The 5,628-nt window shown below is 67.8% G+C and carries 5 protein-coding genes and 1 pseudogene; 3 read left to right on the top strand and 3 right to left on the bottom strand.

What is annotated here, in order from left to right; all coding sequences use genetic code 11:
- Both A5652_RS23125 and A5652_RS28800 read left to right on the top strand, forming a co-directional pair.
- The coding region (locus A5652_RS23125) for a neutral zinc metallopeptidase (protein WP_067357383.1) at positions 1 to 589 on the top strand (589 nt) is incomplete at its 5' end.
- On the top strand, positions 543 to 785 hold the full coding sequence (locus A5652_RS28800; RefSeq protein ID WP_067357380.1) for a cupin domain-containing protein: 243 nt from the start codon (positions 543 to 545) through the stop codon (positions 783 to 785). The genes A5652_RS23125 and A5652_RS28800, both read left to right, overlap by 47 nt.
- A 57-nt stretch (positions 786 to 842) precedes the next feature.
- On the opposite strand, the gene A5652_RS23115 is transcribed toward A5652_RS28800, so the two are convergent.
- Positions 843 to 1,268 carry a hypothetical protein gene (locus A5652_RS23115; protein ID WP_067357378.1) on the bottom strand — a complete coding sequence of 142 codons (426 nt, stop codon included), beginning with the start codon at positions 1,266 to 1,268 and terminating at the stop codon, positions 843 to 845.
- An 88-nt stretch (positions 1,269 to 1,356) separates the two neighbouring features.
- Here A5652_RS23115 and A5652_RS23110 point away from each other — a divergent pair, with 88 nt between their 5' ends.
- A complete protein-coding gene (locus A5652_RS23110; protein ID WP_067357375.1) occupies positions 1,357 to 2,958 on the top strand; it encodes a metallophosphoesterase family protein in 1,602 nt (533 codons plus the stop codon).
- Between the two features lie 11 nt (positions 2,959 to 2,969).
- On the opposite strand, the gene A5652_RS23105 is transcribed toward A5652_RS23110, so the two are convergent.
- Entirely contained in the window at positions 2,970 to 3,998 is a 1,029-nt protein-coding gene (locus A5652_RS23105) for an Rv2578c family radical SAM protein (protein WP_067357372.1), read from the bottom strand.
- Between the two features lie 66 nt (positions 3,999 to 4,064).
- Positions 4,065 to 5,565, bottom strand: a pseudogene (locus A5652_RS23100) (HNH endonuclease signature motif containing protein).
- Positions 5,566 to 5,628 lie beyond the last annotated feature (63 nt).

Raw genomic sequence — 5,628 nt, 5'->3', positions numbered from 1 at the left:
GCTGCTGCAGGGTTACACCCGCCCCCACGTGCGGCTGTTCACCGGATCGGTGGAGACCGGCTGCGGACACGCGACCACCGCGGTCGGGCCGTTCTACTGCCCGGTGGACCAGACCGCGTACTTCGACACCGACTTCTTCAAGGAGCTGGTCGACAGATTCGGTTCCAGCGGTGGGCCATTCGCCCAGGAGTATGTGGTCGCCCACGAATACGGCCACCACGTGCAGAACCTGCAGGGGCTGCTGGGCCGCTCGCAGCAGGGCGCGCAGGGAGCCGGCGGCAACGGCGTGCGCACCGAGTTGCAGGCCGACTGTTACGCCGGGATCTGGGCGCACTACGCCTCCACCGTCAAGCAGGAGAGCACGGGTGTGCCCTACCTGGAACCGTTGAGCGACAAGGACATTTCCGATGCGCTCTCCGCCGCCGCGTCGGTGGGCGACGACCGCATCCAGAAGGAATCCACCGGGCGGGTCAATCCCGAGTCCTGGACGCACGGTTCGTCAGAACAGCGGCAGAAGTGGTTCACCATCGGGTACCAGACCGGTGACCCGAAGAAGTGCGACACCTTCTCCGCGCCCGAGTTGGGCTAGGCGTCAGTCCGTCGAGCGTGCCACCGGCAACGCCGGCACCATCGAATTCGATTACGTCGACCAGGCTTTCACGCTCGAGGCCGGCGACAGCGCGTATTTCGACGCATCGGTCAGCCATCAGATCCGGGCCGTCGGCGCCGCACGCGCCGAAGTCGTCGTCGTCGCGCACACCGAGCCCGGGAGCGCGCTGGCTTGAGCGTCGGGCAGATGGACGACGGTGTTCGCCATCAGCGAACGCCCGCCGATACCCGGGCTAGGCCGCGCAGGTGACGGTGGTAGTGGCGTCCTGCTGCGCGATCACCTGACCGTCCACGGCGATCTCGCAGTGGAACGACGCCGGACCGTTGCCCGAATCCGGCCAGTGCAGCATGCCGCTGGCGCTGATCCTCGCCGACTGGCTCGGGTTGGCCAAAGTGGCGGTGTAGGTGACCGGCGTTCCCGCGCTGAGCGGGGCCTGCACGCTGGTCGTGAACTTCGACGGGTCCGCGTTGTAGGCCGCCTGGCTGGGCGGATCGGAATTCACGTAGTTGACGGTGGCGGTCAAATTGTTGGGGCTCGTCACCGTGTAGGTCACCTGGTGGCCATCCGCATGGGCCGTCCCCGGCGTCAGCACCGCCCCCGTGGCCGTTGCCAGCATCACCGCTGAGATCGCGCTCGCTGTCTTATGCACGTTCGTCATATCGAAAACGCTACCGGATTCGTTAGCGGCGGTTCGCTGTTTACCGGCAGCTGTGCCCGCGGTCGCCCGGCTCCGGTATGAAGCAAGCATGAGCGATGAGCCGCATTCGGCACCGGAACGGGCCGCTATCGCCGCAGCGCCGGTGACCCGCCGCCGGTTGCTGACGACCGGCGCGGTCTCGGCCGCCCTTGGGGTGAGCCTCGGGGGCGGTGCCGTGCTGCTGGGGTCCCGCCCGCAAGGCCCGATGGCCTGGTTGCAGCCCGATCGCCACGGCGCGCCACCGGTCGGCGGGCTGCACCTTCAGTTCGGGAGGAACGCCGGCACCGAGGCGGTGGTGTCCTGGCACACCATCGACGCGGTCCGCAATCCGCGCGTCATGCTCGGGACGCCGACATCCGGCTACGGCCGCACCGTCGCCGCGGAAACCCGCACCTACCGGGACGCGAAGTCGGGCACCGAGGTTCGCGTCAACCATGCGCGCCTGACCAACCTGACCCCGGACACCGACTACGTGTACGCGGCGGTGCACGACGGCGCACAGCCCGAGCAGGGCACCGTGCGCACCGCCCCGGTAGGCCGAAAACGACTGCTGTTCACCAGCTTCGGCGACCAGTCCACACCGGCGCTGGCCAAGATGCCCGACGGCAGATACGCCACCGACAACATCGGCTCGCCGGCCGCCGCCGACACCACCATGGCGATCGAGCGAATCGGGCCGCTGTTCAACCTGATCAATGGCGACCTGTGCTACGCCAACCTGGCCCAAGACCGGGTCCGCACCTGGTCGAACTGGTTCGAGAACAACACCCGCTCGGCGCGATACCGGCCCTGGATGCCGGCGGCGGGCAATCACGAGAACGAGTTGGGTAACGGGCCGATCGGTTACGGCGCCTACCAGGCCTATTTCGCGGTACCCGATTCCGGGTCCAGCCCCGAGGCCCGCGGCATGTGGTACTCGTTCACCGCCGGCTCGGTGCGGGTGATCAGCCTGAGCAACGATGACGTCGCCTTCCAGGACGGCGGCAACTTCTATGTGCACGGCTACTCCGGCGGTGAGCAAAAGCGCTGGCTCGCACAGGAACTCGCTGCGGCCCGGCGAGACCCTGACATCGACTGGGTCGTGGTGTGCATGCACCAGACGGCGATTTCCACCGCCGACAAGACCAACGGGGCCGACCTGGGCATCCGCGAGGAATGGCTGCCGCTGTTCGACCAGTACCAGGTCGATCTGGTGGTGTGCGGCCACGAACACCACTACGAGCGATCGCATCCGCTGCGCGGCACGCTGGGGACCGACACCCGCACGCCGATACCCGTCGACACCCGCAACGATCTCATCGATGCCACGCGCGGAACGGTGCACCTCGTCATCGGCGGGGGTGGCACGTCGGCACCGAGCAACGCGATGTTCTTCCCCGAGCCCCGGTGCCGGGTGGTGACCGGTGTGGGCGCGTTCGATCCAGGGCTGAGACGTAAGGCCCCCGTCTACGTCCTCGAGGACGCACCATGGTCGGCGTTTCGCGACCGCGACAATCCTTATGGCTTCGCGGCTTTCGACGTCGACCCGGGCCAGCCCGGCGGTAACACCACGATCAAGGCGACGCACTACGCGCTGCGGGGTCCGTTCGGTGAGGTCGCCGTCATCGACGAATTCACGCTCACCAAGCCGCGCGCCGACAGGGCCGGCTAGCTCAGTTCAGCTCAAAACAACGTCGGCTGAACGGGTTTTGGTGCCGGCGCGAGCGAGACCGCTTGCGAGAAAGGGCGGTGGTCGCCCGCCAGTCGATGCTTGGCGACCAGCGGTGCGGCCCGCTCCCGCAACATGGCGCGATAATCCTGCGGCAAGTAGGCACCGCGCCGGTACAGCTCGCGATAGCGGCCGACCAGCTCGGGATGCGAGCGCGCCAGCCATCCCATGAACCATCCCCGCGTCGAACCGCGCAGATGCAGACCGAAAACCGTAACGCTGCTGGCACCGGCCGCCGCGATCTGGCCAAGCAGCCCGTCGAGGTGCTCGACCGAATCGGTGAGGTGTGGCAGCACCGGCGCGACCATCACATGACAGTCCAACCCGGCTGCGCGGATGGCGCTGATCAGGCCAAGCCGGGCCTGCGGTGTGGGAGTGCCGGGCTCGACGTCCTTGTGCAGCTCTGGATCGCCGACCGCCAGCGACACCGCGACCGAGACCGGAACCTGCGCCGCGGCATTCGTGAGCAGCGGCAGGTCGCGGCGCAACAGGGTGCCCTTGGTCAGGATCGACAGTGGCGTGCCCGATTCGGCCAGGGCGCCGATGATGCCGGGCATCAGCGCGTAGCGCCCCTCGGCCCGCTGGTACGGATCGGTGTTGGTGCCGAGGGCGACGGTCTCGCGCTGCCAGGAGGGCCGCCGCAGCTCACGGCGCAGCACCTCGGCGACGTTGGTCTTGACGACAACCTGAGTGTCAAAGTCGTTGCCGCAGTTCAACTCCAGGTATTCGTGGGTGGGCCGGGCGAAGCAGTACCGACAGGCGTGCGAGCAGCCGCGGTAGCCGTTGACGGTGTAGCGGAACGGCAGCGTCGACGCGTTCGGCACCTTGTTCAGCGCCGACTTGCACACCACCTCGTGGAAGGTGATCCCGTCGAACTGCGGAGAGCGCACGCTGCGCAGGAAACCGATGCGTTGCAGCCCTGGCAACGCCCCGTCCTCGACCGGCTTCCCGTTGACCGCGACGGCCTGATTTGCCCACCGCATACCGCATATTCGAACATTAGTTCGAGAACGAGTCAAGCACCCTTGCGGCGATCGCTCGGCCGTCAATCAGAATGGCGGTGGATCGTCGTCACCGTCGGCCGGTGGCGCGGGACCGAAGTAGGCGGCCTCGCGTTCTCGACGTTTCGCTTGCCGGGCCTGGTGGGTTCGCCTTCGTTCGGTGGCGACGCGGTGGGCGCGGTTTTGAGCGCGGGTGCGGTGGCGTTTGGGCATCATTGCGTCGCGCTCGCCACACCGATCGCTTCCCGGTCTCGCACGGTCGGGCAGCGACACCTCGCCGGTGGCCATGCACAAACTGGGGAACAGCAGCGCGCTGCCCGGGGTGGTGACATACGTGTGTCCGGACGGGGACGTCAAGATCAGCGTGCCGTCGGGCAGCTGCTGGTCGCGCCACCCCCAGAACGTTTTCACCAAATGATGAGTGCGGCAGTAGCACTTGAGGTTCGACGCGTGGGTAGGCCCGCCATCGCTGTAGGGAATCGTATGGTCCACATCGCATTCGGTGGCCGGACAGTCGCACCCCGGCCAGCGGCAGGTCAGATCCCGACACCGCACGAAATCTGCCAAAGCCTTCGATGGCGCATAGTGCGGCTCGGGTGCGGAGTCGACCGGGTGGACCAGCGGCACCAGCCTCGCCGACGCGGCCAGCTCAGCTATCAGCTCCGGCGGGATCAACCCCTCAGCACCCACCTCGACGCCCCGAGCCGGGCCCCATCCAGGGTGGAATGCTCTGCGATCACATGGATTATCACCGGCCCGGCGGTGCCCCGTTTCCCCGCGGTGCAACCCGGGGACCCGCACCGGCACCCCAACCGATCCGCGCCGGCGACCAGCGCGCCCACCGCATCGGCGCGGCGTTGGTCACGGCTGCGGGGGTCCTTCTCGCATACCGTGGCCGCCAATGCGTCCAACCGCCGATCCAGCGCGTGCGCATCCGGGCTCAGCAGGCTGCCTTCCAGGTGGGCCAGGCCGCCCTCCATATCGGCGATCCAAACCTGCCGGTCGGCCCGGCGCTCGGTGCGCCGGCGCACCGCATCGGCATCGTTTCTGGCCACAATCTTGTCGACTTGCGCGGCCAGGCGCCCCTGTGTCATCGACGGCCAGCGCGGCACCTTGGTCGCCAACTCGGCGTCGACCGCGGCCAACACGTCACGGTCGGTGATCAGATCGGTGCGATAGACGATCGTGGCGAACAACCGAAAATCGAGTCACCGGCCCGGAAGACGCCACCAACCTGAGGCAGCCGTTCGCGCATCGCGCGGGCGTACCGCACTCGGCTAGCGGCCAGTCCCTGACTGATCCGCAACTCCGCGGCGACTTCCGCGCTCACCGCCGCCTCGGTGTCGACCGCCCAGTCCTCGCACTCGGAACAGCGCGACAGCCGGTACGCGAACAAGTCTCCGATCGCCGTCAACTGCTCGGCCGCCGCGCGGTTCTCGACCCGCGAAAACGCACCGATCCGCTCCAGCAGTGCGGCGGACGCCGGCGTCGCCGACGGATGGTGCCGCTCCACCAGCTCGTCGAACCGCGCGATCACGTCTTCGAACATAGGTTCGATTATCGCACGGGGCTACGACAGCTCAACATCACGAACGCGGCGAACGATGGGCGG

The organism is Mycobacterium sp. 1165178.9 (genome assembly GCF_001673555.1).
In the GTDB taxonomy this organism is placed as follows: Bacteria; Actinomycetota; Actinomycetes; order Mycobacteriales; family Mycobacteriaceae; genus Mycobacterium.
Note: the sequence above shows the minus strand (reverse complement) of the source record. Positions and strands in the feature narration are given on the sequence as shown.